General features: G+C 60.2%; 20 protein-coding genes and 1 pseudogene. 13 read left to right on the top strand and 8 right to left on the bottom strand.

What is annotated here, in order from left to right; all coding sequences use genetic code 11:
- Positions 1–46: 46 nt before the first annotated feature.
- Both DW003_RS00535 and DW003_RS00530 read right to left on the bottom strand, forming a co-directional pair.
- On the bottom strand, positions 47–442 hold the full coding sequence (locus DW003_RS00535; RefSeq protein WP_117776772.1) for a GtrA family protein: 396 nt from the start codon (positions 440–442) through the stop codon (positions 47–49).
- A gap of 78 nt (positions 443–520) precedes the next feature.
- A complete protein-coding gene (locus DW003_RS00530; RefSeq protein ID WP_118386995.1) occupies positions 521–2,437 on the bottom strand; it encodes a fructose-1,6-bisphosphatase in 1,917 nt (638 codons plus the stop codon).
- Positions 2,438–2,757: 320 nt separating this feature from the next.
- On the opposite strand from DW003_RS00530, the gene DW003_RS00525 reads away from it, so the two are divergent.
- The gene (locus DW003_RS00525) at positions 2,758–3,648 is read left to right on the top strand and encodes a DegV family protein (RefSeq protein ID WP_118386993.1); all 891 of its coding nucleotides are present in this window, start codon (positions 2,758–2,760) and stop codon (positions 3,646–3,648) included.
- Positions 3,649–3,732: 84 nt separating this feature from the next.
- Here DW003_RS00525 and DW003_RS00520 read toward each other — a convergent pair whose 3' ends face one another.
- A complete protein-coding gene (locus DW003_RS00520; protein ID WP_099431937.1) occupies positions 3,733–4,824 on the bottom strand; it encodes a hypothetical protein in 1,092 nt (363 codons plus the stop codon).
- Positions 4,825–5,015: 191 nt separating this feature from the next.
- On the opposite strand from DW003_RS00520, the gene DW003_RS09900 reads away from it, so the two are divergent.
- Positions 5,016–5,186, top strand: coding sequence for a hypothetical protein (locus DW003_RS09900; RefSeq protein ID WP_158551274.1), 171 nt, complete (start codon positions 5,016–5,018; stop codon positions 5,184–5,186).
- Between the two features lie 24 nt (positions 5,187–5,210).
- On the opposite strand, the gene DW003_RS00515 is transcribed toward DW003_RS09900, so the two are convergent.
- Positions 5,211–6,314 carry an RsmB/NOP family class I SAM-dependent RNA methyltransferase gene (locus tag DW003_RS00515; protein ID WP_118386991.1) on the bottom strand — a complete coding sequence of 368 codons (1,104 nt, stop codon included), beginning with the start codon at positions 6,312–6,314 and terminating at the stop codon, positions 5,211–5,213.
- Between the two features lie 36 nt (positions 6,315–6,350).
- A complete protein-coding gene (locus DW003_RS00510; RefSeq protein WP_118386989.1) occupies positions 6,351–8,501 on the bottom strand; it encodes a methionine--tRNA ligase in 2,151 nt (716 codons plus the stop codon).
- Positions 8,502–8,634: 133 nt separating this feature from the next.
- Here DW003_RS00510 and DW003_RS00505 point away from each other — a divergent pair, with 133 nt between their 5' ends.
- The 3 genes from DW003_RS00505 (at position 8,635) to queA (ending at position 11,069) form a co-directional block, all read left to right on the top strand.
- On the top strand, positions 8,635–9,201 hold the full coding sequence (locus DW003_RS00505) for a DUF3267 domain-containing protein (protein ID WP_117758769.1): 567 nt from the start codon (positions 8,635–8,637) through the stop codon (positions 9,199–9,201).
- 10 nt (positions 9,202–9,211) lie between these two features.
- Entirely contained in the window at positions 9,212–9,787 is a 576-nt protein-coding gene (locus DW003_RS00500) for an epoxyqueuosine reductase QueH (protein WP_117758770.1), read from the top strand.
- A gap of 70 nt (positions 9,788–9,857) precedes the next feature.
- The gene (gene queA, locus DW003_RS00495) at positions 9,858–11,069 is read left to right on the top strand and encodes a tRNA preQ1(34) S-adenosylmethionine ribosyltransferase-isomerase QueA (protein ID WP_118386987.1); all 1,212 of its coding nucleotides are present in this window, start codon (positions 9,858–9,860) and stop codon (positions 11,067–11,069) included.
- A 306-nt stretch (positions 11,070–11,375) separates the two neighbouring features.
- Here the strand turns inward: queA and DW003_RS00490 are convergent, their stop codons facing one another.
- Positions 11,376–13,157, bottom strand: coding sequence for a hypothetical protein (locus DW003_RS00490; protein WP_118386985.1), 1,782 nt, complete (start codon positions 13,155–13,157; stop codon positions 11,376–11,378).
- Positions 13,158–13,451: 294 nt separating this feature from the next.
- Between DW003_RS00490 and DW003_RS00485 the strand changes: the two genes are divergently transcribed.
- The 5 genes and pseudogenes from DW003_RS00485 (at position 13,452) to DW003_RS00465 (ending at position 17,512) form a co-directional block, all read left to right on the top strand.
- Positions 13,452–14,252 carry an SDR family NAD(P)-dependent oxidoreductase gene (locus DW003_RS00485; protein ID WP_006235414.1) on the top strand — a complete coding sequence of 267 codons (801 nt, stop codon included), beginning with the start codon at positions 13,452–13,454 and terminating at the stop codon, positions 14,250–14,252.
- A gap of 425 nt (positions 14,253–14,677) precedes the next feature.
- The gene (gene tgt / locus DW003_RS00480) at positions 14,678–15,817 is read left to right on the top strand and encodes a tRNA guanosine(34) transglycosylase Tgt (RefSeq protein ID WP_055285790.1); all 1,140 of its coding nucleotides are present in this window, start codon (positions 14,678–14,680) and stop codon (positions 15,815–15,817) included.
- A gap of 213 nt (positions 15,818–16,030) precedes the next feature.
- A pseudogene (locus DW003_RS00475) lies at positions 16,031–16,789 on the top strand (TIGR00730 family Rossman fold protein).
- A gap of 112 nt (positions 16,790–16,901) precedes the next feature.
- The gene (locus DW003_RS00470; RefSeq protein WP_118386983.1) at positions 16,902–17,201 is read left to right on the top strand and encodes a type II toxin-antitoxin system RelB/DinJ family antitoxin; all 300 of its coding nucleotides are present in this window, start codon (positions 16,902–16,904) and stop codon (positions 17,199–17,201) included.
- A gap of 2 nt (positions 17,202–17,203) precedes the next feature.
- Complete coding sequence (locus DW003_RS00465; RefSeq protein WP_118386981.1) at positions 17,204–17,512, top strand: type II toxin-antitoxin system YafQ family toxin; 309 nt, start codon at positions 17,204–17,206, stop codon at positions 17,510–17,512.
- 63 nt (positions 17,513–17,575) lie between these two features.
- On the opposite strand, the gene DW003_RS00460 is transcribed toward DW003_RS00465, so the two are convergent.
- Positions 17,576–20,560: a DEAD/DEAH box helicase family protein gene (locus DW003_RS00460; protein ID WP_158573163.1), complete on the bottom strand. Its 2,985-nt coding sequence runs from the start codon at positions 20,558–20,560 to the stop codon at positions 17,576–17,578.
- A gap of 740 nt (positions 20,561–21,300) precedes the next feature.
- Positions 21,301–22,161, bottom strand: a complete 861-nt coding sequence (locus DW003_RS00450) for a DegV family protein (RefSeq protein ID WP_118386975.1) — start codon at positions 22,159–22,161, stop codon at positions 21,301–21,303.
- 156 nt (positions 22,162–22,317) lie between these two features.
- Between DW003_RS00450 and DW003_RS00445 the strand changes: the two genes are divergently transcribed.
- The 3 genes from DW003_RS00445 to DW003_RS00435 all read left to right on the top strand — a co-directional run bounded on the left by DW003_RS00445 (position 22,318) and on the right by DW003_RS00435 (position 25,702).
- The gene (locus tag DW003_RS00445; protein ID WP_118386973.1) at positions 22,318–22,980 is read left to right on the top strand and encodes an HAD hydrolase-like protein; all 663 of its coding nucleotides are present in this window, start codon (positions 22,318–22,320) and stop codon (positions 22,978–22,980) included.
- Positions 22,981–23,033: 53 nt separating this feature from the next.
- Positions 23,034–24,470, top strand: a complete 1,437-nt coding sequence (locus DW003_RS00440; RefSeq protein ID WP_118386971.1) for a M20 family metallopeptidase — start codon at positions 23,034–23,036, stop codon at positions 24,468–24,470.
- Between the two features lie 293 nt (positions 24,471–24,763).
- Complete coding sequence (locus DW003_RS00435) at positions 24,764–25,702, top strand: phosphate ABC transporter substrate-binding protein (RefSeq protein ID WP_117818366.1); 939 nt, start codon at positions 24,764–24,766, stop codon at positions 25,700–25,702.
- Positions 25,703–25,716 lie beyond the last annotated feature (14 nt).

Here is a 25,716-nt window from a genome sequence, read left to right as displayed (position 1 = left end):
TCGACGTGCGTCATCCGTGGGCATCGTAAAGCTGTAAGGTTGCGAGTTACTTGGTCTCGTCGCCTTCCAGGAAGATCTTTCGGGTCACAAAGTTGTAGACCATGACAAGCGCGGTGGCGCAGATCTTGGCGATATTGGCCTCGAGTCCCAGACCGGCGTTGAGTGTCAACACGATAGCGTCGTTGAGTACCAGGCCGATCACGGACAGCACGACAAAGATAATGAACTCGCGGCGGCGGCTCATGCCCTCCTTGTGCGCAAACACGTACTTCATGCTGGCGAGGTAGTTAAAGATGAGTGAGATGATAAAGCCGCTGGTGTTGGCGATTAGGATGTTGAGGCCCAGACCGTAGTGGAGCAGATTCATAATGCCAAAGTCGATGACCGTGGCAATGACACCGACGACGCCAAATTTCATGATCTGCGCAAGGAGCTTTTGCATGGTACCTGCCTTAAGCTGGCGCCGAAGCGCCGCGGGGATGACAAACTCAGCAAGTTTAGCCAATCCCCACGGGTGGTGCTAGGCGCGCTCCTCGATAGCACCGTTTCTATATGCATCGAGCAGCTGGCGCAGGTCCTGGATCTGGCTGCGGATCTTGACACCGGAATCGGTGTCGCTCACCATGCGGCGACGGTCTGCTTGGTCAAAACGATTGGTCTCGCTCTCGATGTCCACGTTGCGTGTGAGTGCCTCGGCAACCGTCGTAAAGGCCCGGTGCGACTTGAGGCGGCAGCCGCGCGAGCTCGAGATGAGCGTATAGCCGGCGATACCCGTCTTGGGATGGTAAGCGCGGCAGAAGCCGCCATCGATGACCAGCAGCTTGCCCTCGGCGCGGATGGGCTGCTCGCCCTTGGTGGTTTTAACGGGCGTGTGGCCGTTGATGATGTGGCCGGTCGGTGAACATGCCATGGGCGCGACACCAAACTCGCGCATGATGTCGTCGCAGACCGAGGGCGACTTGGTAAGCGTAAAGTACGGGTCCATCGGCTCGACCCAGGTGCTCTTATCGGCGATATAGGCGCGCTCAAAGGTGCGCACCAGGCGTCCGCTGGCGGGTGAGTTAAAGCCAATCCACAGGTACCACATCCAGTCGAGAGCGTCGCGGTCGCCCACGCGCCAGGCGCGGCGGGCGATGTGGTCGCAAAAATCGAGATAATCGCGGCCAGCGTGCCAGGTGCCCAGGCATTTCATGCTGCTAAAGGTGCCGTCTTCGTTGAGTGGCACGCAGCCATGGAACAGCAGGTTGCCGTTGGCGACCTTGTACATCGAGCCGTGGGAATAGAGGAAATCGATATGGCGATGCAGGTGATCGGCGGTGATAAACTCGGACACGAGCTTGTCGATGATGTGCTGTTCCTCGGGCGTGAGCGTATAGGGGTCCGTCGGGTCGACGGTGGGGAAGTCGTTGGTCGTGAGCGGCCACACGCTGCCGTCGGCGAGCGTGACCGTGCCGGCGTCGTGGTCGATCTTGTCGAGTAGCAGGCGGTCGGTCATGTCGAACTCGGGGTGGCGCTGGATAATCTGACCCTCGAGCTTAAAGAGCAGCACGTTGATGGCCTTGATCAGCGGGGTGATGGACTCACCGGCGGTGTAGGTGGCATCGGCAAAGGCGACAAGCTCACGCAGCGAGATGCCGTAGTCGTTCTCCAGGATCTCGTAGTTGTCGTAGCGTAGGTTGTTGCGCAGCACCGTGGCGATGCAGGCGGGCTCACCGGCCGCAGCGCCCATCCACAGCAGGTCGTGGTTGCCCCACTGGATGTCGAGTGAATGGTAGGTGAGCAGGCGGTCCATAATCTTGGCCGCGCCGCCACCGCGGTCGAAGATGTCGCCCACCAGGTGCAGGTGGTCGACGGCCAGGCGCTTGATGAGCGAGGCAAGCGACTCGATAAAGTCGTCGGCGCTTGCGGTCTCCAGGATGGACTCCACGATGCGCTCGTGATATCGCACGCGATAGTTGTTCTCGTCCGGGTGCGTGTGCAACAACTCGTCGATGATATAGGCGTAATCGCGCGGGATGGCCTTACGCACCTTGGAGCGCGTATAGCGGCTCGAAAGCGACCGGGCAACCATGATGAGCTGGTCAAGTATCGTCTTGTACCAGGTGGGCGAGTCCTCGCGCTGGCTGCGGACCAGCTCGATCTTCTCGTGCGGGTAGTAGATGAGCGTGCACAGCTCGCCCTTCTCGTCAAAGGTGAGCGTGTCGCCAAAAATCTCGTCGACATGCTCGCGCACGACGCCCGAGCAGTTGTTGAGGATGTGCATAAAGGCTTCGTACTCGCCATGCACGTCGCTCATAAAATGCTCAGTGCCTTTGGGCAGGTTGAGGATGGCCGAGAGATTGATGATCTCGGTAAACGCGGATTGCTCGGTGGGAAATTGTTTCGACAGCAGACGCAGATACTTGAAGTCTTGCGGATTGCGATCGAATGCGACCATGAAACACCTTCCGATGGGGTTGGTAAAACTGATAAACAGCGTCAAACGTTTATCAGTATGCGCCGCTTTTGTTTCGATTGGGGGTGGGAGGTCGAATTGTTGGCCGAACGGTTTGGTAAATCGATTTAGTTGAGGTAGATATGGCGGTTGGGTGGAGACGACAGAAGGTGTTTTCTCAGATATTTATGCGTGGGGTCGGTGGAGACGATGGTGGTAAAGATGTTCGCTATTATTGGTTCGATTTGGTAAATAGTGGACATATGTACCGTATATAGGCTCACTGTGCGATAATTTGCGCAGCAATGAGTAAGGAGCCTCATATGAGTGATTTTGTCCTGACCTGTGAATCCGCCGCCGATCGAACTCGGGAGTTCTTTGAATCGCGCAATATCCCTGTCGTGTGTTTTCATTACGAGATCGACGATGTTGTCTATACGGACGATCTGTATCAGTCGATTACGCCGGACGAGTTTTTTGCCCAGATATCCGCGGGCGCCATGCCCAAGACGTCTCAGGTGAGCGTGGGTGAGTACGAGGAGTTTTGGGAGCCGCTTGTTGCCGAGGGTAAAGACGTGCTGCACCTGACGTTGTCGTCGGGTATTTCGGGTACGTATGGCTCGGCTTGCGTTGCGGCGCAGATGCTCGCCGATCGCTATCCCCAGGGCGGCAAGGTGCGCGTCATCGATTCGCTGGCGGCGTCTTCGGGCTTTGGCCTGCTGGCGGAATGTGCCGCCGACGTGCGCGATAGCGGGGCTTCACTCGACGAGACGGCTGCCTGGATCGAGGAGCACAAGCTCAACCTGCACCACTGGTTCTTCTCGACCGATCTGTCGAGCTACCTGCGCGGCGGTCGCATTTCGGCTGCGAGCGCGATCATCGGCACGGCGCTTAAGATTTGCCCGCTTATGACGGTCGATTGCGAAGGTGGGCTGTCGCCACGTGAGAAGATTCGCACTAAGAAGCGCGCGATTTCCGAGATGGCTAAGACCATGATGGCACACGTGCAGGACGGTGCGGATTATTCGGGTAAGTGCATCATGTCGCACTCGGCGTGCCGCGAGGATGCCGAAGCAGTTGCGGCGCTGATCGAGGAACAGATTCCGCAGCTTAAAGGCAAGATTGAGATCAATAACATCGGTACTCTGATTGGCTCGCATACCGGACCTGGTACGGTGGCGCTCTTCTTTATGGGCGACAAGCGCGTGGATTAGTTTGCCCCATCACATCGCTGCATGATTGCTCAAACGAAAACGGCCCGCCTCACGTTTGTGTGGGGCGGGCCTTGCTGTTGGGGGTTAGCGTTTCTTTCCGCGGAAGAAGAAGCCGTGCAGTGACGGCTTGAGGCCGCGGTTGGCGCGATGCTCCTCGACGCGCTCGTGGATCGAAGCGACGCGCTCGATGACTTCGTCGGGAATCGGCACGTCGGGATTCATGTTCTCGACCTGGCTGACCTCGGCGGCGGAGACCTGGTCGATAATGGGCACATCGTCGTGCGAGATGACAGGTGTGGCGTCTTCCTTCATCTTGCGATAACGCTGCATCATGTCGGTCTGTAGCTGCTGGGCCGAAGGCGGCGTCCAGATGATGGCGTTGGCGCCGGCGGCGATGGTTTCACGGATGCTCTCTGGCGTCTTGCCGCCCGGCGCGATGAGCGGCAGGTTGGGATAGTGCTTGCGCAGCTCGCGTAGGACCTGGGGCGTGTTCTTGCCGGCGGCGATGTTGAGAATCTTGGCTCCAGCGCGCACCTTGGCGTGGGCATCGTCGTCGCAGCGAACGACCGTAGCGATGACGGGGATGTCGGCGATGTTGGTGATGTGCTCGACCATCTCGGCGGTGGCGGGGGAGTTGACCACGCATCCCGCCGCGCCCTGCATCTCGGAGACGGCTGCCATCTGCACGGAGCGCTTACCAGTGGTGGTGCCACCGCCCACACCTACAAAGACCGGGCACTCGGCGACGGTCAGCAGCGCTTGCGTAATGGCGGGCTGCGGCGTGAAAGGGTAGACCGCAAAGACGGCATCGGCGTTGGAGTTGCGGATAACCGCGACATCGGTGGTGTAAATGAGCGACTTGATGCGGCGGCCAAAGAGCGTGAAGCCGCTGGCCTCCTCAATCTCGTCAGGCATGCGAAGGGCCGCCTTGCGCAAACGCCCGTCGATGGGCAGCGGCTCCATGGGGAGCAGTCCGTTGGGGGTCACGGCTACCTGGGGCTCGGTGAACTCGTCTGCGAGCTCGACCTCGGAGAAATCGACCGAGGCGACGATGTCCTCGTGAACCTCGGCGGGCACATCGATGGGGGCTTGGTCGTTTGCCGCGGCAGGCGTGTCGAAGGAGCTGGTGCCGACGAAGGCGTCGACGCGCTCATTTAGATCGTTGAGGGTATCCATGGAAGCTCGATTCTATGCGATGACGGCCGGCGCGATGCAGCCGGAATTGCGAATGCTAAATCGTTTGACGAGTTGATTTTTCCCCGCCACGCAATTCGTTAGACCGAAGGGCCGGCGAACGTGAAGGAGCTGTGGTGGCGGGGATCGAGGTGCTATCTTGAAAGTCCCGTTTAAAAGAGAGGTGACGCGGTATGGAATTGACAGCAATGTTTGGCTCGATTGGCCTGTGTGTGGGCGCAATTGTTGCCGCCGCGGTCATCTACTTTGTGGTCACGGCCATTAAGGGCAAAAGGGCCGAACGCAAGGAGCGCACGATGCTTAAACAGCATCGCGACCAGCAGGGCAAACGCGCACGGAGATAGCTTGTTGAGTTTTGGATCCGTGCGCTAACTGCGTTTTCGGATCAGGGCAATGTAGAAGCCCTCAAAGTCGCGGCTGGGCGGAATGGTGAGCGTGCCGGGCAGGCCGTTGGCGATGGCCGATACCTGACCCGCGGCAATGGCTTCGGTCAGGGCGTTGGACTCGATGCGCGGCTCCTCACCAGCTTCCTGGGCGCGGCGTGCCTCACTTTCGCTCGGCGTGCCATCGAGGGGGATAAGCCCGCAGTCCATGTGCTTGTCGAGGGCCTCTTGCAGGGCGTCCTCGTTTTCCTGCGGCAAGATCGAACAAGTCGAATAGACGAGCGTGCCGCCCGGTTTGAGGGCTCCCATGGCGCGGTCCAGAAGTGCTCGCTGCGAGCGGGCGCACCTGCTCAGCAACTGCTCGGTGAGGCCGCGCAGGCTCTTCTCGTTGCCGCTGACGACTGTGCCCGTGCCGGTGCAGGGAGCGTCGAGCAGGATACGGTCAAAGCGGAAGAACTCGTCGAGCTCGCGTGCGTCGATGCGCATGACGGGCACGTTTTTTGCGCCTTGGCGGTGGAGGTTGGCTTCGAGCTTCTCGGCGCGGGGAATGCTCATCTCGCAGGCGGTGAGGTGTGCCTGGCCCTGGGTGAGGGCGGCGATCTGCGTCGTCTTGCCGCCGGGGGCCGCGCACATGTCCAGGATGTCCTCGCCGGCCTGGGCGCCCAAGACCAACGGCGGCATCATGGACGACAGACTTTGCAAGTAGATCTTGCCGTCGCGGTAGATGTCGAGGTCCCACAGGTCGGAAACCTGGGCCTCGGGCAGGATGGAAGCGTCCGGGTACCATGCGACGGGGCGGTGGGCGATGCCGGCGGCATCGAGCGCCGCGGCGATGTCCTCGGCGGTTGCCTTGAGCGTGTTGGCGCGCAGCGTGACCGGGCGTGTGGCCGCGGCGCCGAAGCCCTCGATCATAAGCTCGGCATCGGCGGGCGCATAGGCGCCGGCGACCGTGTCGACCATAAAGCGCGGCAGGTCGGCGGCGCAGGGAAGGGCGGCAAGCTGGTCGGAAAGCTCGGTGGCGGCAAACTGCCTGAGCTTGAGCTCGGCCTTGACCTGCTTTTTCTGCTTACGACGACGCGGCTTGGACATCCGTCTTTCCTTCCCATTCCATTACATGTCGAGTGTTTAGTACTGGCTCTCGTGCTTGCTAAAGAAGTCGAAGCGCGGGGGCAGCGGCTTCACGCGGTGCTCGCCGGGCTTCTCGCCCAGGATCTCCACGAACTCGTCCGTGGAGGCAAAGATGTTATCCCAGCTAAAGAAAGCGACCGGGTCGACGTCGAAGTACTCGCAGATGAGCTCGCAGCCGGCCGGCACAATACCGTGCATCAGGACGGTCGCCACGCGCAGCTCGGTAAAGGCGTCGACAAGGGCCTGCGTCATCGCGGCGTTTGCTGGCTTGCCTTCGAGCTTGTTGGCGGCCTTGGAAGCGTCGCTCCAGCGCTTGTTGGCGGCGCGCAGGTAGTCGTCGCACACGGCAAGCGCGCGGTGCGTCTCGAACTTGTACATGGCCTGCTCAAAGGCGAGGGCTGCCTGCTGGGCGGCTTCGACCACGGTGTCAGAAGCGGCACCGGCGGGGATGCAGCCGTTGCGGTAGGGGCTCTCGTCGCCTTCCTTGACGGCGACGCCGTAGAAGCAGCTGCGGGCCAGACGGTTGAACACGCCGGTCAGCAGCGCGCTCTCCTTAAGGGCCGGGTCGATAACGCGCTTGTCGTCGCAGGCGCGTACCTCGTTGCCGTCCTTGTCCTTGCCGGTCACACGCGTGTCGTATGCCTTGGGGCTAAAGCTCACCGGCTTTTCGGATAGGCCGAGCGACAGCCAGTGCGCGCGCATCTGCTCGCAGGTGTAGTGGTTGAGCAGGTCGTCTGCCGGCGGGGGAGGCGTCTGCGAGGACGAGCTGGCCTTTTTGCCCATGTAGAGCAGGTGGTAGCAGGCGCTGACGGTGCTCTGCGTGAGGTCCCAGCCCAGGGCCTCCCACATGGCGGTCTGCGCGATGCAGTAGAAATAGATGTTGTCCTGACCGATGAACTGGTAAATCTGAGCGTCGTCAGAGCACCACCAGTCGCGCCAGTCGAGCGAGCTGTGCTGGTAGGTGGGTGCGGGCACCTGCGTGGAGTCGGCGGCGGGCTCGCCCATGAGGGCGGCATCCTGGGCGGCGACGCCCTCGGTCACGCCGGCGGCCTTGGCATCGCGCGCGAGCACGGTACGCGTATAGCTGATGGGCGCCCACAGGCTCTCGGGCCAGCACCAGCAGGTGACGTCGGAGACGCCATCGACCTCGGGCACCGGAACGCCCCAGTCGATGTTGCCGGTGATGCGGAAGGGCACGAGTGCCTTGCCGCTGCGGAAGCGCACGCCACCGTTGGCGAGCACCGCGTGGGCGTCGTCGCGCTCCTTCCAGCTGGGGAAGGTGACGGTAAAGCTGCTCTTGTTGCCCTCGGGCTCCAGCACGGTGTGCTCGGGGAGCTGGTCCTCGACGGCATCGAAGGCCTCGCGGAACTTGTTCTGGATGTAGAGCTGAGCCGGCAGCAGCCACTCCTCCATGGTCTTGGAGACCACGGAGCGAACCTGCGGGTTCTGGGCGAGCTTGGCGGTGTAGGTCTTCATAAAGTCGAGGTAGGCCGGCAGGTCAAAGTAGAGATTGTCGACCGGGCGCAGCTCGGGCACCTCGCCGGTGAGCTGGCTCTTGGGCGCGATGAGCTCCTCGGGCTCAAACTGGTGGCCCAGATCGCACTCGTCGGCATAAGCCTTCTCGGACTTGCAGCCCTGGATGGGGCAGCGGCCGATGACCTGGCGGCCGTTGAGGAACGTGCCGGCCTTGGCATCGTAGAACTGCAGCGTGGAGCGCTTGGAGATGGTGCCCTGCTCGTGCAGGCGCTCGATAATCTCGGCAGTCACCTCGTTGTGGATCTGGGCCGCCGGCTCAAGGCCCGAGCCGCCGTAGATGTCGCAGCTGATGTTGTAGTTGTTGAGGGTCGCGGCCTGGCGGGAGTGATTGGACTCGACATACTCGCCGATGGACTTGTCGTAGCCCTCGTTCTCCTTGAGCTTGCGGTAGCTCTCCATGATGGGCGAACCGTAGCAGTCGGTGCCCGAGGTGAAGATGACGTTTTCGCGGCCCAGGCGGTCGCGCAGGAAGCGGGCGAAGAAGTCGGCCGGGACAAAGACGCCGCCGACGTGGCCAAAGTGCAGACCCTTGTTGCCGTAGGGCTCGCCGGCGGTAACGATGGCGCGGCGCGGCCAGCTGGGACGGTCGTTCATGGAGTATTTGGATGCCATGGGACTCCTTCGCATATAGGTAAGAGCGCGGCCGGGCACGGGGTTCGGCGGCGCGGTGGTCAATTCGTGCATATCGTTCGACATTATCGCACATGCGGGCGGGTGCGTGGCAGGGGCGCTATCCTAAGATGCTATGAATGAGATTTCCAACATACATGCGTTTGAGGACGAGGTTTTTCTGCACGCTTGCTTCGTGTGGGGGATGGCCGTGATCGCGGTGTTTGCCGTGTGCCTGGTGCCGGTGTTTATGCTGTTGGGCGGGCCTGCGGACTTGGACGCGGCTGAGGCGGGCGGCTGGACCACCGTCGTGGGCTGGATGGTCGGTGTGGCTGCGGTTTCTGCAGCGTCGTTTGCCGTGCACGAGCTGGTGCATGCGGTGTTTTTTAAGCTGCTGGCGCCTGCGGGCGCGCATGTGACCTTTGGCGCGAATCGTGAGACGGCGATGATCTATGCCTGCGCCGAGGGCGTCGTGTATTCGCGTCGGCGGTACATGGCGGTTTGCCTGGCGCCGACGGTTGTTTTGACGGTGGCGTTTGCCCTGGGGTTTGCGTTCTCGGGCTATCCGCTGCTGTGCTACCTGGCGGCTGGTCTGCACTTGTCGGGCTGCGTGGGCGATTGGTATTACGTGCGGACCATCCTGCGCGACCGCCGCATTGTCGCCTGCGAGGATACGTCCTTTGGCGTGCGCTTTTTCGGGTGAGGAGATGTTGATGAGGCCGTTGTTGTTGCACGCTTGCTGTGCGCCGTGCTCACTTGAGCCGGTTCGCTTGCTGCGCGAAGAGGGGTTTGAACCCACGATTTGCTGGACCAACCCCAATATTCAGCCGCGCGATGAATGGCAGCGCCGCTTGGACGAGCTACGCCGGTGGTGTGCCGATGGCGACATCGAGCTCATCGAAGCGGGGGAGGACCGCGAGCGCTGGGAGGCCGGCGTGGCCCCGCTGGGCGCCGATCGACCCCGTCGCTGTCGCGCGTGCTATGCCCTGCGCTTGGCCGAGGCGTGCCGCGTGGCCCAGGAGCGCGGGTTTGAGTTTGTGGGCACGACGCTCGCCGTCTCGCCGTATCAGCTGTTCGATACCTGCAATGATGTTTTGGAGCGTCTGGCTGTCGCCCGCGGTCTCACCCCGGTGATTCGCGATTTTCGCCCGTATTATCCCGAGGCCACGCGTCGTTCGCGTGAGCTGGGCATGTATCGGCAGAATTACTGCGGCTGCCGATTCTCGGCCGTCGAGGCGGCCATGGACCGCGCTCGCATCCGCGACGAGCGCAAAGCGTCCAAAAAGTAGTTCTTTTGAGCTGGCAGCCTGCTAGGATGTAGAGCGGACTTTAGCTATATAAGGAGTATCCGACGTGTCTATGCGTACCGATGATTTTGACTACAACCTTCCTGAGGAACTGATTGCCCAGGCTCCTGCCGAGCCGCGCGACTCCTGCCGCCTGCTGGTGGTGGATCGCAAAGGCTCCCAGGCGGGGAAGCCGCTGGAGCACGGCGGTACCGTTGAGCACCGCATCTTCCGCGACATCATCGACTATATCGAGCCGGGCGACGTGCTCGTCATCAACCAGACGCGCGTGATGCCGGCCCGCCTGATTGGCCGCAAGGCGGGCTCGGGTGGCGTGGTCGAGACGCTGCTGCTCAAGCGCCGTGAGGATGTGGATCCGCTTGGCCATGTGTGGGAGTGCCTGGTCAAGCCGGGCAAGCGCCTGAAGCCCGGTGCTCAGATTGAGTATCGCGCGGGCGGCGCCCATGCGCCCGAGGACGCGCCCGTGGTGCTGACGGCCGAGGTCATCGACTTTGTCACCGATAGCCGCGGTGGCCGTCTGGTGCGCTTTGAGCCGGCCGGTTGCAATGCCGCCGGCGACCCGCGCACGCTCGACGAGGCCATCCATGCTGCCGGCCACGTGCCGCTGCCGCCCTACATTACCGATTACGAGGGCGACCCCGAGAAGTACCAGACCGTCTACGCCATGAAGGAGGAGCACTCGGCTGCCGCTCCCACGGCGGGTCTGCACTTTACTCCCGAGCTCATGGCCGCTATCGAGGCCAAGGGCGCGAAGTTTGCCGCCGTCGAGCTCGAGGTTGGTATCGATACCTTCCGTCTGGTGGAGGAGGACGACCCCACGCAGCACGTGATGCACACCGAGCGCTACCACGTGTCGCAGGAGGTGGTCGACGCCGTGCATAAGGCGAAGGCCGAGGGCCATCGTGTGATTGCTGTCGGTACCACGGCGGTGCGCTCGCTCGAGAGCGCGTTTGACGCCGATGCTCCGGTGTCCGATCCGGCTGTGACGGCGCGCTATTTTGGGGGCCGCGAGGACGGGGCCGATACGCTCGGCCGCGGTGACATCGTGGTGCGCGAGAACGCGACGACGCAGCTCTACCTCATGCCCGGCTCGACCTATCACGTGGTCGACGCGCTGATCACGAACTTCCACGTGCCGCGCTCCACGCTCATGATGCTCGTAAGCGCGCTTGCCACCCGCGACCAGATCATGGATGCCTACGCCGCCGCCATCGAGGAGCGCTACCGCTTCTTCAGCTTTGGCGACGCCATGCTCATTTTGTAGGTTACGGCGTTTTCCAAACGCCGTAACCGGCCGACGCTGCGCGGGCCGCATTTGGACAATCTGACGTTCAACTTCAAGGGCGCGACCAGAAGGTCAGCGCCCTTTCGTTTCACGTCACCTTGTCTCAAATGCGACCCGCTCGCTGTCGTTGCCAAAACACCGGCATTTCTTTGGTTGTCAAGAGGATGCCGCTCTAGCGGGTTTTCGCTGTCCGCGCCAAAACATCGGCGTCGCCTTTGTTGGCACTTGGGGACGTTCCTTATGTGCCGGCACCTGGGGACAGTCCTTGTAATCGTTGGGGAGTGGTTACTTGCTCGCGAACAGCCAGATCAAGATGATCACGAGAACTACGGCGATGATGCAGACGATGGCTCCGGTGAATTTGACGCGTGAGTCGCGGGTTCGCTTGCGCACGTCGTCTTCGGCGGCCTCGAGTTGGGCAACTTCGCGCTCGGTCTCGGTATGCTCGGCCTTGTCGCGTGCCAAGGACCCGGCGAGCGATTCGGTGATTTCGGGATGGTCATGCACCTCGGTCGCCTGCTCGATAATCGACTGCGCATGCGCGGCATCTGCCCGGGCGTTTGCGATGGCCTGCTCTTGCTCGCGGCGTGCCTTGTCCTGCGCGGTGATCTTTTCGCGCAGCTCGCGCTGACGCGTCGCGGCGGCAGTTTTTGCGGACTGCAGCTCGTCGCGCGCGGCATCTGCCTCGGCCGTTACGGCCTGGTGCGCGCGTTTAGCGTCGGCGATGGGAGCCTGTGCCTGTTCGACGGCCTGCTCGGCGGCGGCAAGTGAATGCTCAAGATCGGCGGTCACGCGCGGAATGTCTTCCTCGGCCTTGCGGAGGGCGTCGGCAGCGTCGGAGATTTGCATAGACAGCTCGCTGGTGCGCACGGTGTAATTGGCGGGATTTGCCGAAGGGTTGCGCTGCAGCTCGGCATACTCGCGACGCAAGGTCTCGAGCTGTGCGCGCGTAGCATCGGCAGTTTGTCGTGCGGCGGCGACACCGGTATCGCGCTCAGCCTTCACTTTGTCGCGGATGCGCTTGGAATCTTCGAGTCGACGAACCAGGCGGTTGCCGGTCTCGCGTGAACTCGCCTCGCGGGCTTCCGCGGCGTCGAGTGCAGCCTTCAGGCGGAGTTCGGTCGCATCGTCCTCTGCTTTCATTTGCTCGAGCTGGCCCTTGAGCTCCGTCGCTTTGGCGGCATGGGCATCACGGTTAATTTCAGCTGCCGCAGCGGTCTTTTGTGCCGTGGCGATTGCCTGGCGCTGGTCGGCGATGATCTGATCGTAGCGGCCTGCGATGTCCTGGCGCGTCTCGAGCTCCTCTGCCTGGTCGGCGATGCGCTGCTCAAGCTCGGACAGGTGGGCGCGGGCATCGGCGAGTGCCTTCTTTGCGGCGTTCATCTCGCGCATGGCCGACGCGCCCTGGGCGATAAAAGTGCCCACGGCGTTAGCGGTGTTTGAGACGGCGCTCCCCAGGTCGCGGCTCGTGGCGGGGGCATGCGAGGTGGTCGGGTGCGCGGCCTCGGCGGCATTCGTATCGGCAGTCTGCGGCGCGGCGATATTGCCGGTGCCGCCTTCGATCACGGAAAAGCCCGCTGCATGCGGGTCGACGGCGTCCGCGCCAATCGTGGGATGCTCGAGCTGCAGAAACGAGGGCATAGTGCTGCCCTGATCGGCAACGGGGGTCTCGCCGGGTACAAAGGTCGAGGCGGCCTCGGCAGCCTCTTCCTCTTCGGCGTCAACGTCGGCATCGGCGACAGCGTCCTTCATCGCTTTGACGGCATCCATCATGGAGTCCATGACGGCGTCGAGCTCTTCTTCCGAAGACACCTCGATGGGGCCCGCTGCTTGCGGAGCGTTCTCAGCCTTGGGCTCAGTATCGCTCGGGTCCGGCTGCTCTAGCTGCTCTTCTTTGTCTTGCTCTGCGGCGACATTTGCGTCTGCGGCCTCGTCTGCGGCGGCAGGAGCCTCCTCGACAGCGGCATCAATGCCGCCATCGCTTCTGGTGGAAGTATCGCAGTCGTCAATGGTGTCTGCGGAATTATCAATATGCTGTTGAGTCTGGGGGTCCAGCTCGTCTGTCATAGGCATGTGCTCCTCATCGTTGTTCGTCACCCTATGATAAAGTCTCGCGCCGACATCCCGCGCCCCGCAGCAAAGTTTCAAAACGTGTTCGATGACTCGTTGCGTTAACAAAAACTCGGTCGCTCTATCCAATTTTTACTTGACATTCCCTTCGCCGAAAGACGTTGCACCGTTCGCCTGCCATGGGCTTTATTTTTCACTTGAACCCGCTAAAGTTGCATGTCAGCTTTTGGCGCGTGAAGTTGGATGCGCGCAGTCGACGGGCGGGCCCGTCGCGATTTGAAAGGACTTTGTATGGGACTTTTCACTGGTAAGACCGTGATCGTCACCGGCGGCGGCAAGGCCACGCTCAAGGACGGCTCCGCTGGCTCCATCGGTTACGGCATCGATATCGCTTTTGCCAAGGAGGGCGCGAACCTCGTCATCACTGGCCGCAACGTCGCCAAGCTCGAGGCCGCCAAGGAGTCTCTCGAGGCTGAGTACGGCGTCAAGGTTCTTCCTGTTCAGGCCGATGTCTCCGCCGGCCAGGACAACGAGGCCGTCGTGCAGAACGTTATCGACAAGGCGATTGAGGAGTTCGGTCGTATCGACGCCGTCGTCAACAACGCTCAGGCCAGCGCCTCGGGTGTGACCATCGCCGACCACACCATGGATCAGTTTAACCTGGCCATTTATTCCGGTCTGTATGCCACCTATCTGTACATGCAGAAGGCCTATCCGCACCTGAAGGAGACCAAGGGCTCCGTGGTCAACTTTGCTTCGGGCGCCGGCCTGTTTGGCAACTACGGCCAGTGCAGCTATGCTGCCGCCAAGGAGGGCATCCGCGGCCTGACTCGCGTCGCCGCCAACGAGTGGGGCAAGGACGGCATCAACGTCAATATCGTTTGCCCGCTTGCTTGGACCGCTGCGCTCGAGAACTTCCAGGATGCCTATCCCGAGGCGTTCAAGGCCAACGTCCACATGCCGCCGGCGGGCCACTACGGCGACGTCGAGAAGGAGATCGGCCGCGTGGTCGTTCAGCTCTGCGGCCCCGACTTTAAGTATATGAACGGCGAGACCGTCACCCTCGAGGGCGGCATGGGCCAGCGGCCCTAACAGTTACGCGGTTCTACGAACCGCGTAACCAGTTGACGCTGCAAACCCGCCAGAGCGGCAATCTGCCTTTCAACTTCGGCGGCATGATCGAAAGATCAATGCCGCCTCGTTTCAAGGCACCTTGCTCGCTCTGGCGGGTTTTCGCTGTCGGTGCCATAGCATCGGCGTTTGTGTTGTTGACAGAAGGCCTCTCATGGGTAGCCGTTGGGGGTGTTCTTAAATGACTAGTCGAAAGGGACACTCTTGTCGGCACTTGGGGACAGTCCCTGAGTGCCGGCAGATTGGGACACTCCTTTGCAAGATGGCTGCGAAGACTGTCCCCAACGACTAGTCGTTTAATGCGCCAGTTTCTGTCGAGTCGGTGCGGTTCGATGGTTGCTCGTATAATGGTCTGCGTATGAACCGCAACCAAGGAGTTCCAGTTTATGGACCAGAGCCTCTTTAAATTCGACCTTATCGCCGAGGACCCGACCACGCACGCGCGCGCCGGCGTGCTGCATACCCCGCACGGCGACATCGAGACGCCGATTTTTATGCCCGTGGGCACCAAGGCAAACGTCAAGGGTATTCCCACCGAGACCGTCAAGCAGCTCGGTGCCCAGATCGTGCTTGCCAATACCTATCACCTGTCCATGCGTCCCGGCGAGGACACCATCGCCGAGCTGGGCGGACTGCACAAGTTCATGAACTGGCACGGCCCCATCCTCACCGACTCGGGCGGTTTCCAGGTCTTCAGCCACAACGACGCCGTCAAGCTCACCGACGAGGGCGTGCGCTTTATCGTCAACGATTACGACGGCCGCCACGTGTTCTGGACGCCCGAGGACAACATGGAAATCGCCATGAAGCTCGGCTCCGACATCTGCATGCAGCTCGACCAATGCCCCGGCTATCCTGCCACGCGTGCCTATGTCGAGCGCGCCGTGGAGCTGTCGAGCATGTGGGCCGAGCGCTGCTACAAGGCTCATACCCGTGATGACCAGGCACTTTTTGGCATCGTTCAGGGTGGCATGCATCTGGATCTGCGCCTGCGATCGCTGCGCCACCTGGAGGAGTGCGGCGACTTCCCCGGCTACGGCATCGGCGGCTACTCGGTGGGCGAGGACCATGAGACCATGTTCGAGACGCTGGCGCCGCTGGTTTCCGAGTACATGCCTAAGCACAAGCCGCGCTACCTCATGGGCGTCGGCAACCCTACCACGCTCGTGCGCGGCGTTGGCGTGGGCATCGACATGTTCGACTGCGTGCTGCCGACGCGCACTGGCCGCATGGGTACCGCGTTTTCGAGCGAGGGTCGCCTCAACTTCCGCAACGCGCGCTTTGCGCACGACGACGGCCCCATCGACCCCACCTGCACCTGCCCGGTGTGCACGGGCGGCTACAGCCGCGCGCTCATCCGTCACATGGTCACGCAGAAGGAGATGCTCGGCGGTATTCTGCTGTCGATGCACAACATCTACTACCTGCTCAACCTTATGCAGCGTGCCCGTCAGGCCATTATCGAGGGCCGCTACGGCGCGTTTGTGAGCGACTGGATGAACAGCCCTGCGGCGGTGGACTACTAAGAGCGGCGCGGGCGCTTGCAAAGCGCGGGCAACGGCAAGGGACGAGCGCCGGCCGGTCATCACGTTCGCTAACACCGTCTGCGCGACCGATGACCGATAGCTTGCAAGCACTTGATGCATCGTGGGTACCATACCGAATAGTTGATGTTCGGGCGGGTGTTTGGCGCATGGCGTCGACCCCGCCCGTTTTTCTTTTTCTCGATAGGAGTACCCATGATTAAGAATGAAAACGTCGAGGGCGAGCCTGCCTACGACGAGACGTACCGCCGCGGCCCCGTGGTCATGCGCGGCCCCATGATTCCTAAGGACAACACCTATGCCAACTTGCTGGCGCCCGAGGAGTCGACCGACTGGCTGCATGCCGATCCGTGGCGCGTGCTGCGCATTCAGGCAGAGTTTGTCGATGGTTTTGGCGCGCTTGCCGAGCTTGGTCCTGCAGTGACCATCTTCGGCAGCGCCCGCACGCCCAAGACCGATCCGCTCTACAAGGCCGCGCGCACGGTCGGTCGCAAGATCGCCCAGCGCGGCGTGGCGGTCATCACCGGCGGCGGTCCCGGCGTCATGGAGGCGGCTAACAGGGGAGCGGCGAGTGTCAACGGCAAGTCGGTCGGCTTGGGTATCGAGCTTCCGCACGAGCACGGGCTCAACAAATACGTGAACCTTGGCATGGACTTCCGTTACTTCTTTGTGCGCAAGACTATGTTCGTCAAATACAGCTCGGGCGCCATTGTGTTTCCCGGCGGGTTTGGCACGCTCGACGAGATGTTCGAGGTGCTCACGCTGGTGCAGACGCACAAGGTAAAGCGCATGCCGCTCGTGCTGGTGGGCACCGAGTACTGACAGGGTCTGTTCGACTGGCTCAACGGCCCGGTGATGGACGCCGATATGATTAGCCCGCTCGATCCGGAGCTTGTGCACATCACCGACGACCTCAACGAGGCCGTCGACATTGCCCTGAGTGGGCTGATGTAGGGTGCTGTGACTGTTGTTATAGTAATGTGAACGGCATACTGATGCTATTTAACATCAGTATGCCATCTAAACTGGGTATACTGATGCAAAAGACGAGGCGAGGAGGTCGCGTATGTCTACTGCAACGGTTAAGCCTACGACGGTTCGCATCGAAGAGGGGCTCAAGGAACAGGCGACTGAGTTCTTGGATACGGTTGGTCTGAGTCTCAATTCGTATCTCAACCTTGCTGTTCGGCAGCTGGTAAATCAACGAAAGATTCCTTTTGAGATTGTTGGTCGATCCGAAGTTCCCAATGAGGCAACGAGGCGTTCCATGGTGATTGCCGAGGCTCATGAGTTGGGGATTTTGCTGGACGATAGTCCGTCATTCAACAACGCTGATGAGCTTATGTCATTCCTCGATGAGGACTAGCGATGTTCGAGATTAAAGTCGAGGCTCAATTTAAGGCGGACTACAAACGAACGATGCGCATGCATCCGCAGTTAAAAACCGAGTTTAGGGCGGCGGTCGCAGAGCTTGCAGCTCGCGGCTCGCTTCCCGCGGAATATGGCGCCCATGAGCTTTCAAACCCGGGCGGAAACTACAACGGCCACATCGATTTCCATCTATCCGATGGCTTGGTCGATGTGGTCGTGCTCTACTTGCCGTATAAGACTAATCCTGTGATCCGACTGGTCAGAATGGGCTCGCATGAGGAGCTGTTTCAGGGCCCGCAGGGCTGATTGCTCGCTTATGATTCGCAGGGGATAGGGATTGATTCGCGGCCGATTGGCCAAAAACGGCCCCTATTCCACCGTAACTGTTGGAGACGTCCCGTTCGTGGCTGCGACCTCCGGTTCTCCTCTTCGCTGGATTTCGCTTAAAAGCTCGGCTGCAACTTCGCTGCTTTTGAAACGGATGCTGCAGTCCTCTTTCTTAGGAAAGGCCAGTAATGGAATGGTTCCGTACCAGACGGTTTCCTCGTCAATTACTGACGCGCACAGGCGCCCTTCGTCTTTGATGGAATAGTCGACGTTTATCTCGGTAAAAATCGCTTTCACGTCATTGTGCGGAGTCGAGGCAATTAAAATCTCAAGGGCAATCCCACGGGCGGCGGCGCCTGTGAGTACGGCAGCGAGCTTTGCGAGGCATGCAGCGGATGCGTAGGGCGCGGCAATAAAAATGCTTTTCGTTGCGCGCGCGATGTCATCCGCTAAGGCCTCCACGGCCCTTGCCGGCCTAACGAGGATGTTTTGATCGGCCCGTTTGTTGTCATTTGCTGCAAAGACTTCATACCCTAGCTTTGCGTAGGTCTTGAGTCTCTTCTGGTACATACGCGCGAGCATGGGTATCGACAAATCAACATAGTCGAATATCTCAACCCGCTGCTTGCCCTCGTGACTTCTATGTAGTCTGCCTGCCTGCTGCGTTATGCTGCCGTCCCAAGATATCGGTGTGGCAATGAGCAGAGTGTCAAGGTAAGACAGGTCGAAACCCTCGCTCAGAAGGCTTTCGGTTGCGATGATAATTCGATGCTCATGCTCGAAGCCGGGAAGGCTGTTCAGTATTGCCTTTCTTTCTTTGGCGTCGATTTCTCCGGTTAAGAGTATAGGTTCGTGTCCGCGGCTTTGAAGCAGTCTACATAGCTCTTCGGCATGTTTTTTCCTTTTGGATAGCACAAGCGGATGTCGACCGTTTGACGCGGTCTCGAGGGCATCGTCGACAATCGCTTCGTTTCTCGCTGTGTGCGCACACAGGAGATCGAGAACTTGATTAAAGGACGCCCCTGGTTCGTAGGCGGGTAGTCGAACTCCGGTAAAACGCGGCCTAACAACGCGCTGAATTCCCTGTTGGATTGCTTGCGTTTTTGGATCAATGACATGGCGAAGCGGGCCGCAGAGCATTGAGAGTGCTCGCGTGAGTCCGTCCGAGCGTTCGGGCGTCGCGGAAAGGCCGTATACATATTTGGCTGGAGCGGACTTGAGGACGAGCTCAAGCTGTGGTGCGGCTGCATGGTGACATTCATCACAGATGATGAGGCCGTAATCACGAACGAACTCCTTGGCTATTGGTTCTCCGGTCTGGGGGTCCTTGCTGGACAAAGACTGGAATGAAGCAATGTCGATGAGATGGCTTATGGCGGTTTTGCCTCCTCCGATTTGGCCAATGAGCGGAGGCTGCCTTTTACTGATTCGTCCTTTTGGGGTTCGAACTGGCTTTCTGTTATCCGTAATGTCGATAAACCGTTCGAGCTGGGATTTCCATTGGGCAATGAGCGCAGTCTTGGGAACGATGACAAGCGTTGGAAGACCGATGGCAGCAATAAGATAGGCTCCAATGACGGTTTTCCCGAAACCCGTCGGCGCGGACATGATCCCGTCTTCACAGTTGAGCATCTGTTCGGCGGCAATTTGCTGTTCAGGGCGAAGAGCCCCTTTAAATGTCATCACAATTGGATTGCCCGACATGCGCTTGTCTGAATAGTGAGCAGAAGCGCCGGCTTCTTGAAGCAGCCGCTCGAGTTGTGCTTTACAGCCTCTGGGAATCGCAACGCAGCCATCTCTAAGTTCGCTGAGGTCTATGTACCGCGGTTTGCCGAATACCGATTGGTGCATTGATTGGGCACGGAAGAATTCCGGGTTGGCAAATGTTGCAAGCCTGCGAACCTCCATCTGGGCGGCCGGGCTCAGAGATTTTTCGGTTATGTAGAGCATATCGGCTTGCGTGACGGGTAGCGATGACGGGAAGTCCTGCGGCGCGAGCGGAAGCCGCTTTCGCGGCCTCTGAGAATGTGGCGCGGCGGTGTTTCCCGCCACTGCAGCTGATATTCCATGCGGTTTATTGTCGATGCTTTCGATCAGATTTTGCACCGTTGCATGTGGAATCAGCTGAATTTGCGAAAGGTAAAGCCATTGATCGGGAAAGGGCTCAAATTGCTCGTCAACAAATACACTGTTCCCTTTTCGCTGCGCTTTTCCTTGAAAAGGCAGTGCTATGAGATTTCCGAAGCCGCCCTCAGGAATGGTGGACTGCGCGGGCAGCATCCGGTCAAAAGCTTCAAAGGTGATTGTCTTGTTGAGCGCCGCCGCTTCGGTGATAAGGCTGCTTCCAAATTCTCGTGCGATCTTTGCGCTGGTGAGCTCTAGGAAGAAAAACCAGACATGTGCGCCGTTACCTGATCTCGATCGCTCGACTGCAGCATCGATTCCATGGTTTTTTGCGACAAGCCGAATGGCGTTTGTCGCTTCTTTCCAATCGGATCCGTCAAAGTCGATGACCAGGACTTTTGTGTTGCTGTCACTATCGAGAACGTATTGACCTATGACGTCTCGGAGCCTGTCGTCGTTGCCTTTGAAATGGGCGATGATCGTGGCATCGCTCAGCTCGGGGAAGATGCGGTTGCCGCATTCCGCGCATTTGGTTTTCTGACGATTTAGTTTGGGGCAAATGCCTGCCTTCCACTCATTTGCGCAGGCTGGTGTATAGCCGATTCCCCCGTCTTTTCTGCGGTACCCATGAGCGTAAACATCTTTGCGGCCAGTAAAGAGATTGCGAAAGAGTTCCAATTTGTCGCGCGCTGTGCTCGCACTGGTGACGATTCCCTCGACCTGTGCCCGTCTATCGAAAGATTCGCCAGCTTTCTCCCATTCTTCCAGTGTTGCGTAACGGATGTCTGGACCGTTGCCGCAGATGACGATTTGGCTGTGCGGCTCCGATACATGGGCGACGGTTTTCTTGAATTGGAATAGCGTGCCCCCGATGAGGGCGTATTGATGCGTGACGGTGCTCATGTAAATGCCGTTCTTGTCGGAGTTCATTGAAATGAGGGTACGTTATTTTGATTTTTAAGGGACTCGACTCTGATTTTGGTTCGGCGATAGCGGAGTACACCTCCGTGAGTGGTGTTTGGCTGGTGTCAAAATGTGCGGTAGCTGTTGCTGAATGGGTTTTGGCGGCCATGAGGTGGGCTGGAGGCGCAGGAAACTATCCTCGAATAGACCCTGTGGGCAAAAAATGGTAAATATGAGTACTGTGGTTTGAGCAGTAACATATCATCTGGAAAGTATTTAAGACCAATCGATTCGGATTGGATAGAATCAACCCTCTAAATATGACGATTCGGGACTTTATGACGCTCGGAATTGACAGAAGATGGCAAATTCAGCCAGATTGCGCTGTTACTAAACTGGTAACAGTACTCATATTTGCCATTTTTTGCCCAGAGGGTATCGCAAGGGGGTTGGACAAAGCATCGATCGCCGCCAATTTCTCGATTGGCTGGTTGGGCGGCAATGAAGTTGCGGCGTAATGGGAAGCGTTTCGCGGCCTTTTGGCTAAAACGGCCCCTTTTCCGCCGCGACTCCTAAAAAGACGCCGGCGCGCCTTGAGTTGCGGCGCGTCGGCGTGATGGCTTTGTTGTGGCTGGGTGTACTTCGGTTGTTCGACGGCTTTGGCATGTCCGATCTTGCCAGGCAAGCCTTGTTACCGTTTAACGTTTGCCCAGATAAAACCTGCCAAAATAAACCTGTCCCTAATTGGCAGGTTGGTAGCGGGGGCAGTAGCTGATGGCGATGGCGTCGACGCCTACGTGGGTGGCGATGGTGCAGCCGATGGGGCCGGTGCCGGCATCGGCGTAGTCCTGGCCCGCGAGCGCCTGGCTGACGAGCTCCTGCTCCTCGGCGGCGCCGGTCGTGAGCACGCGCACGCTTGAGCCCGGATGCTCCGCCAAAAATGCGAGGCAATCGGCCATGGTGTTCGCAACGATGCGCTTGGCACCGCGGCCCTTTTTGATGGCCTTGATCTCGCCCGATTTCCACTCCGGCGAAACGGCCAGGCGAATGTTGAGCATCTGCGTCAGCTGGCCGGCGAGCTTGGGGGCGCGGCCGTTTTTGACCAGGTTCTCGAGCGTGCGAGGAATCAGCAGCAGGTGTGCGTCGGGTAGCGTCGCGCGGATCTGCGCCTCGGTCTCGTCCAGGCTGCGACCGTCCTCGCGCATGGCGAGCGCGTACTCCACCAGCAGGCCCTCGGCACCCGAGCCTGTGCGCGAATCGATGCAGCGCACGTCGAGCTCGTGGGTCTCGGCGACCAGACATGCGTTGGAATAGCAGGCGGACCACTCGCTGCACAGCGAGATGAAGATGGCGTTATCGTGGCCATCGGCGCGCATGCGGTCAAAGAGTGCCTTGAACTCGCCGGCGCTCGGCTGCGAGGTGTGCGGCAACTGCTCGGCGCCGGCCATGCGGGTGACGTATTCCTCGGCGGTAATCTGCACCTGGTCGAGCAGGTCCTCGCCCTCGATAATCACATGCAGCGGAATCACGTAAATGCCGAGCTCTTGGGCGCGGGCGGGGGAGATGTCCGACGTGGAGTCGGTTATGATGGCAAAAGACATAATTGCACCTTTCGTTGGGGCGCGGCAGCGCCGCCTTCTGAAAGCAAAGTGCGACAAGTATAGTGGAGTTGCTCTACATTGCTAGGTTCAATTGTTGAATAGTCAACAGTTTGAAGCGGTGGTGTGGAAATCATCAACTGGGGAAGAGGGGTGCCGATGGCGGCATTGCAACTTTGCGAGCGGCCGGTTGTGCTGTTCGATTTTGACGGCACGGTGGCCGATACGGGTCGGGCAGTGATGACCTCGACGCGCAAGACGCTGGCTGCGCGCGGGTTTTCGGAGGCGCGGATGGGTGACCTGCGCCGCATGATCGGGCCTCCGCTGTGGAAGAGCTTCCACGACTTTTACGGCTTTACGCGCGAGGAGGCTCTCGTGGTGGCCGACGAGTACCGTGCCTTTTTTGACGAGCTAGGACCGGAAGAGTACCCAGTGTTCGATGGGATCCCCGAGCTGCTCGACGGGCTGGCCGCCCAGGGCAAGCGTATGGCCGTGGCGACGTCTCGCATGGAGGCGAAGTGTATTGACATGGTGCATGAGCTGGGGCTTTGCCAGTTCGAAGCCGTGGTTGGCATGAATCCGCCTCAGGGACGCGAGACCAAGGCCGATTCGGTCCGCGACGCCCTGGCGGCGCTTGGCGCGACTGCCGACGAGGCCGTGATGATTGGCGACCGTTTTAACGATGTGGAGGGCGCGCACGCGATGGGCGTGCCGTGCGTCGGCATCTATTCGGGCGCAGCGGCGCCGGGTGAGCATGAGGCCGCGGGCGCCGATGCGGTGGTGCACTCGGTGGCCGAGCTTGCTAAACTTTTCGCTATATAAGTATGTGATGTGAGGGGCGGGCACGCTGCCGCTCATTGGTAAGGAGGTCGTCCATGAATCAGGTGGAGCAGAGCGTCGCTGAGTATGTCGACGAGGTCTGGGAAGATGTCGTCGCCGATATTGAGCAGCTGGTGAGTTATCCGTCCGTGGCAGTTTCTGCCGATGCAGAGCCCAGCGCGCCGTTTGGCCGCCCGGTCCGTGACGCGCTCGATTGCGCGCTCGGCATTGCGCAAAAGCTCGGCTACCAGACGAGCGACGACGAGGGCTATGTGGGCATTGCCGATATCCCGGGCCGCGGTGACAAGCAGCTCGCGACCATTTGCCATGTGGACGTGGTGCCCGCCGGCCCCGGCTGGAACACCGACCCGTTTGCGATGGAGCGTCGCGAGGGCTGGCTGCTCGGCCGCGGCGTTATCGACGACAAGGGTCCTGCCGTGCTGTCGCTCTACGCCGGCGCCTATCTGCTCAAGCACGGTATTACCCCGCGCTACACCTTCCGCGCGCTGCTGGGCTGCGATGAGGAAGTGGGCATGTCCGACGTTCACCATTATCTGGAGAACCACGCGAACCCCGACTTTCTGTTTACGCCCGATGCCGAGTTCCCGGTCTGCAATGCCGAGAAGGGTCAGTTTGGGGCGACGTTTGTGAGCTCCAAGATCGACGGCGGGCGCATCGTGTCGTGGAGTGGTGCCGAGGCGAGCAACGCCATTCCGTCGCAGTCTATTTGCGAGCTTGCGATTGCCGCCGATGAGCTGCCTGCCCCGGTCGAGAACGCTGACCGCCTGGAGATCACAGCACTCGATAACGGGCATGCGCAGATTTTCGCCCACGGTATTGGTGGCCATGCTTCAATGCCCGAGGGCACTATCAATGCCGTCGGTCTGATCGTGGCGTATCTGCGCGAGGCCGAGGACACGTTTGGCGCCCGTGACGAGCGCTTGCTGACGCCTGCCGAGCACGAGTTCGTCAAATTCTTGGCCTTTGTGCACGCGGATGCCTATGGTCGCGGCTTGGGAATCGATGCGACGAACGCGGCGTTTGGCCCGCTCACGTGCAACCCCGGCGTCATCCGCGTGGTGGATGGCCACATTGAGCAGGTCATTGACGTGCGTTTCCCCGACAGCACGAGTGCCGATACCATCCGCGAGCAGCTCGAGCCGCTCGTGGGCCGCTTTGGCGTGACGTGCCGTGTGGGTCGTGCCAAGGTGCCGTTCTCGGTCTCTGCCGACGATCCGGCCGTGAAGGCGCTTATCGATACCTATAACGAGTTTACGGGCAAGCATGCTGAGCCCTTTGCCATGGGCGGCGGCACGTACGCGCGCAACTTTGCCCGCGCCGTGTCGTTTGGCCCCGAGGAGACCGGCCTGGAGCTGCCCGCGTGGGGCGGCCAGATGCACGGCCCCAACGAGTGCGCCAACGAGGAACAGCTCAAGCAGGCGCTCAAGATTTATATCGTGGCGATCCTCCGTTTGAATGAATTAGAGCTTTAAGGTTTCGCGGTTTCCCAATCTAAGTTGCGGTGGAATAGTTCCTAAAATGGGCCATTTGATGGCCAAGCAGGAACTATTTCACCGCAACTTTGTTTTTATTGGTGTAAAAGGTGCGCCATGCTTGGGTGGGGATTGTTATCCGTTTGTAAAGGCTGGACAGAGCTTGCGGTAAGGGTCTATCAGATGCCCGTAAAAAACCGCAGTTGGCGCGGGCGCTGCCCGGTCGGGGCCGTATCTTTCCAAACAGCAAAGCGGGCAGGGTGCCCGCGAGTCGCATGTATGAAAGGAAGATCATGCTCGATCAGGCTTATTCTCGTCGTCAGTTCCTCGGCCTCGCTGGTGGTCTTGCCAGCATCGTCGGTCTCGGTCTCGTTGGTTGCGGCGGCTCCAACGCCGCCAACACCGCTGCTGAGGGCAGCGCCGCTGCTGCCGAGTCCGTCTCGGGCGAGGTAACCTACGACGGCGCCTCCTCGTTCCAGGCTCTCGTCGAGGCTGCTGCCGAGAAGTTTATGGATGCCAACCCCGACGTCTCCGTCTCCGGTTCGGGCAACGGTTCGGGCAAGGGCCTGACCGCTGTCGCCGCCGGCACCGTCACCATCGGTAATTCCGATGTCTTCGCCGAGACCAAGCTCGAGGCCGATCAGGTCAAGAACCTCGTCGATCACGAGGTCGCTGTCGTGGGCATGGGCCCCGTCGTCTCCAAGAACGTGACAGTCGACGACCTGACCCTCGAGCAGCTCAAGGGCATCTTCTCCGGCCAGATCACCAACTGGAAGGAGGTCGGCGGCGACGACGCCAAGATCGTCGTTCTCAACCGCAAGGCCGGCTCCGGCACCCGCGCCACCTTCGAGGCCGCCGTCTTTGGCGACGAGGCCGTCGACTTTAAGGGCGACGCCGAGCTCGACAAGTCCGGCGATGTCCAGACTCAGATGGGCAGCACCGACAACGCCATCTCCTACCTTGACTTCTCGCACTTCGATGACTCCAAGTTCAACGCCATCATGGTCGAGGGCGTCGAGCCCAAGAGCACAAACGTCACCGACGACTCCTTCAAGATCTGGGCGACCGAGCACATGTACTGTGCTAAGGACGCCGACGAGGCCACCAAGGCCTTCCTGGAGTTCATGCTTTCCGACGACGTCCAGGGCAAGCTCGTCGAGGAGCAGGGCTTTATTCCCGTTTCTGCCATGAAGGTCGTCAAGGACGCCAGTGGCAAGGTCTCCGCTAAATAAGTAATCGCCCCCGG

This window comes from Collinsella sp. AF36-3AT (genome assembly GCF_003475205.1).
In the GTDB taxonomy this organism is placed as follows: domain Bacteria; phylum Actinomycetota; class Coriobacteriia; order Coriobacteriales; family Coriobacteriaceae; genus Collinsella; species Collinsella aerofaciens_AF.
Note: the sequence above shows the minus strand (reverse complement) of the source record. Positions and strands in the feature narration are given on the sequence as shown.